Source organism: Bacteroidia bacterium, from assembly GCA_025056095.1.
Lineage (GTDB): Bacteria > Bacteroidota > Bacteroidia > JANWVE01 > JANWVE01 > JANWVE01.
In genome coordinates this window covers 1-4,302 of record JANWVW010000235.1, presented here as the reverse complement: position 1 = coordinate 4,302, position 4,302 = coordinate 1, and the positions used below count along the sequence as shown (strand labels likewise).

Here is a 4,302-nt window from a genome sequence, read left to right as displayed (position 1 = left end):
CGCTGCGCTTCGGGTCGGGCTACTACGCACTACGCTCACGCTCGGTGCTACGCTGCGCTGCGCACTGCCTGACGGCATGCTCCGTATCCCTCACGCAAACTGTATTTTCATGTTCTACCTCATTTTTAGACATACATTAGCTTTACCTTGTTTAATACGGGTTATCAACTGCTTACAAGGTTAAAATTTTTTACCTTATTTCAAGTGATGTTATTTTACCTTGTTTTACATTTATTTTCAAGGATATACAAGGTTAAACCTTGAATGCACGGACTTTTTGCAACTCTTTAACCCTGATTCTCAAAATTTTACTTTATTTTGAATTGATTTTCAATAATTTACAAGGTTAAAATATATTTTTACCTTATTTAGTATTCATTTTGGGGTACTTACAGGGTAGAACTTTGAATAAATAGCATCTGCCGACCTGCCAAGGTTCTTGCGTGAGGCATGCGGAGGGTGCGTCAAGCAGTGCGTAGCGTTAGCGAAGCACCGAAGCGATAGCGCAGCCCGTAGCACGCCGACCTTGCCCACACGAGCGTAGCGAGACGTGGGCAAGGACACGCCCAAAAAAATACTTAACTTAATAACTAATTCATACCTATTCTTTTTCTTTGTAAAAATAAAATAGACTTAATATATCCATAGAAAATCTACTGCTGAATTAAAATATATGAGAAAAGCCAAAGAAAAACTGACTAGTTTCCTTACTAATTGCATAGTCTGCTCTCAAAATAGTAGATTGATTCCAGCCCATTCTAGCACCTATACCGTAGTTGTACTTGTAGTTGTAAAAGCCAAATTCTCTAATCTCGTTCCAAATTCTGCCCGTGTCTAAAAAAGGCATGATATCAAAGGAAAGGTGCTGCTTGGCTATATTAAAAGAATACAGCCGCGTACGTAATTCTACATTTATTAAAGCAGTGAGCGGTCCGACAAATCTATATTCCCGAAAGCCACGCAAAGACCTTGCTCCGCCTAATACTTCTGTACCTCCTGCTTCTGCTTGGCTAGATAAATCAAAAGCTTCGTAGAAAGGAATTTTTTTGCCCCATATATATCCTATATCCGCATTGACTGCAAGCACCATTCTTTTGATGTATTTTGGAAATAGTTTTTGATAAAATGAACTTTGTAGCAAGTTTTTGTCAAAATCAAATTGAGAGAAAGTCCATTTATGCGAATGTTCGTGGGAGTATTCAATCAAAAAGCCGCTAGAAGGGTCAGGTTCAAAATCTCGGGTATCATACATAATTGCAAAAGCTACAATGCTTTCTGTGCCTCCGTTATATCCTGCGATATTATATTTTGCCCAAGGATTACCAGGCGATAAACCTAAGTAATCCTCTGTCAAACGTGTTCTACCGTTGAGAACATTTTCCATTCTATTCCCATTTACGTCAAAAGCCTCTTCCGCAGGTCTGTTGAAGTAGTCTTTAATTTTAATTTTTAGCAGTTCATAACCAAACATTAACCTACCTCTACCTCCTGCAAAAGTGCGTTCACCGAGTATATTGTACAAATTTTCAGTGTAGTCTAATTCATTGTAATGCCGATCGGTTACTAGAGCAGCTTCGCCAATGGCAGTATTACCTGCTCTTATTAGAGCAAGGTTAGAGAAGTATTCATCAAATCGCTTGTAATCTCTGTGAATACCTGTGGTCTTGTCCACGAAGCGAAGGTGTCGCATAGTATTTGTACCAAAGCCATAGTATTGAAAATTAGGGTCGTTTTCAAATACACCATCTATACGAACTCTCCATCTACTGTTGAAAATATACGGAAAGTCCATGTTAATATCACCCTGCCATTTACCACTTTGAAAAATCTTAAAGAATCCTGTGTATCGTTCGCGGTAAGGAGTATAGGCGAAAAATGGGTCGTTTTTTGTGCGGTTGTTGTAAATGTAGATATTACCCCCAATCCCTATTCCGTTAATGGGATTGCGCTCTACTTCGGGCAAACCTGTTACAAAATACCCTTCTTTTTTGACTTTCAGCTCCTCATCAGAGATTCTTTTTGAGGGATGAATGTAGAAAGGTAGTTTTGGACCTTTGTTAATACTGTCTATTTGCTGTGCATTAAGTATGCAAAGCACACTCAAGAATGAAGTAAGTACAAATGGAGCTTTTTTCATAATTTTTTAAGATTACTTTTTTAATTTTTATTAAATTTTAAAAAACAATGTTGCGATATTAAAGTAAATCAACAATCCTGTGATATCTACGATAGTAGTAATGGCTGGACTTGCCGCTACAGCTGGATCTCCCCCTGCTTTTTTGACAATTAGCGGTAAAGCTGCCCCTATGATAGTAGCTGTAATTACTTGAAGAGATAGTGCTAACGTTATCATCAGTGCAATTACAGGCAGAGAGTATTCACTTGGAATTTCTGTTTCCCAACTTAAAAAAAGTACTTTAGCGTAAGCCAGGATACCTAAACAGATAGCTAATAGAAACGATATTTTAGTTTCTTTCCACAAAATGGTTATCCAATTACGAACGCTCACTTGACCTAAGGCTAAAGCTCTTACTACAACTGTAGCCGCTTGACTTCCTGCATTACCACCTGTATCAGCAACCATAGGCATGTAGAGAGCTAAAATGAGTAACTTTTCTAACGCATTTTCGTAGTTGTGTATTATTAGCCCCGAGATAATTCCAATTGCTGCCAAAGATACAATCCATACTACGCGCCTTTTGAAATGTATCCAAGAACTTGTACCTAAGTAATTAAATTCCTGATTAGCTTCTATAATACCCATAAATTTTTGCATGTCCTCCGAATGTTCAGCGCGTATTATGTCTATTGCTTCATCGTGTGTTACAATTCCTAATAGCTGATTACTACGATTGAGGATAGGAATAGCCACAAGATTGTACTTATCAATCAATTTAGCGACTGTTTCTCTATCATCATCTACATAAGCAAAAATAAAATCTTTGTGAAGTACTTGTTCTACCTTCAAGTTAGGTGCTGCTAGTATAAGGTCTTTGAGTGTTACGAATCCAACCATTTTCTGTTCCTCATCAGTTACGTAGATGTAGTATATTGTTTTTTTAGAGGGGGCATCGTGGCGAACCTTTTCAATCGCTTCTAAAATGTTCATTTGACTTTGGACTGTGGCAAAGTCCGTAGTCATAATTCCTCCCGCAGTTTCAGGTGGATATGCACTAAGCTGTAAAACGTTCTCTCGTGTTTTTTTGGACAAAAATGGCAGAATATCTGCTTGCTCTTTTGGCTTCAAACTTTGAAACAAGTCTGTTCTACTATCCGAAGGCATGTACTCAAATATCTCTGCAAAACGCTTAGGGGAGGTTATCTTAAAGACACTAATTTGTTTTGCAATTGATAAATGAGACACGATCAGCCCTTGTTCTCTCAAAGAAAAGTGATCTAAAAGAGTAATTAGCTGGCTATCCTCAACGTTTTCCAAAATTTCTGCTATTTCTACGGCAGGTAGCTTTTTCAAAAATGGCAAGTTTTGTATAGCTTGCTCTAAACTACTGTCCGCGCTAATGAGGTTAATCCATTCTGTTCTATTCATACGCCTTTCTTGTTAAGTTTTTGATGTTTTTAGAAAAATGTACTACCTCTACTACTTGATTTTTCAAGCAGTTTTATTTATTTAACTTCTGTGAGAAAAAGCTAAAAGTTATTTACTTCTTCTCTTTCCCAGCTTACTTCTATTACACCGTATTCTAATGTCAAGCTGGCTACTATTTTTTCCATTTCTGTATCATGCTTACTAGAGGCGTAAATTCGTGCCTCAATACGTGAGAAGACAGGGTCATCGGTGTCTCTACTTTTAAGAGAACGAAGCTGTAAGTGTGGATCGTTTTTAAGTAAGCTTAGAATTAACGCTCTTATGTGATTTTCTACATGCTCTTTACAAGTGAGTTGAATAGTGTAAAAGAATTCGCCTGTTTCGCCTTCTTTGTGCATAGGAGTTTTACTTATCCTATTTCCGATGGGTCTTAAAACAATATGAGTAATAATAATAGCTGCGGCTACAATAACTGCTTCGTAGTATAATCCTACTCCTGAAAAAGCACCTACGGATGCAGAACACCACAATGTAGCTGCGGTATTAAGTCCTTGTACGTTTAAGCCATCTCTCATTATGACTCCTGCGCCCAAAAAACCTATTCCTGTAACAATCTGACCAATAATACGAGTAGCATCGCCTTTATACACTCCATCTTCTAATGAAGTGAGTGAGTAAGAAATTAAGGTAAAAGCAGCAGCGCCTAAGGCAACCAAAGTATTTGTCCTTAATCCTGCACTTTTCTTGCGCCATTG

At 37.9% G+C, this 4,302-nt stretch carries 5 protein-coding genes; 1 reads left to right on the top strand and 4 read right to left on the bottom strand.

Annotation, left to right across the window (positions count from 1 at the left end; genetic code table 11):
• On the top strand, positions 1–184 hold a 184-nt coding region (locus NZ519_12610; GenBank protein MCS7029596.1), incomplete at its 5' end, for a hypothetical protein.
• 191 nt (positions 185–375) lie between these two features.
• Here NZ519_12610 and NZ519_12605 read toward each other — a convergent pair.
• The 4 genes from NZ519_12605 to NZ519_12590 all read right to left on the bottom strand — a co-directional run.
• On the bottom strand, positions 376–564 hold the full coding sequence (locus NZ519_12605; protein MCS7029595.1) for a hypothetical protein: 189 nt from the start codon (positions 562–564) through the stop codon (positions 376–378).
• Between the two features lie 100 nt (positions 565–664).
• Complete coding sequence (locus NZ519_12600; GenBank protein MCS7029594.1) at positions 665–2,098, bottom strand: DUF5982 domain-containing protein; 1,434 nt, start codon at positions 2,096–2,098, stop codon at positions 665–667.
• A gap of 69 nt (positions 2,099–2,167) precedes the next feature.
• Positions 2,168–3,547 (bottom strand): magnesium transporter, encoded by a 1,380-nt coding sequence (gene mgtE / locus NZ519_12595; GenBank protein MCS7029593.1) that lies wholly within the window; start codon positions 3,545–3,547, stop codon positions 2,168–2,170.
• A 101-nt stretch (positions 3,548–3,648) separates the two neighbouring features.
• On the bottom strand, positions 3,649–4,302 hold a 654-nt coding region (locus NZ519_12590; GenBank protein MCS7029592.1), incomplete at its 5' end, for an MgtC/SapB family protein.

Bases quoted from the DNA above. Each gene is read 5' to 3' on its own strand.
- mgtE (MCS7029593.1), bottom strand. From the start codon at position 3,547: ATGAATAGAACAGAATGGATTAACCTCATTAGCGCGGACAGTAGTTTA.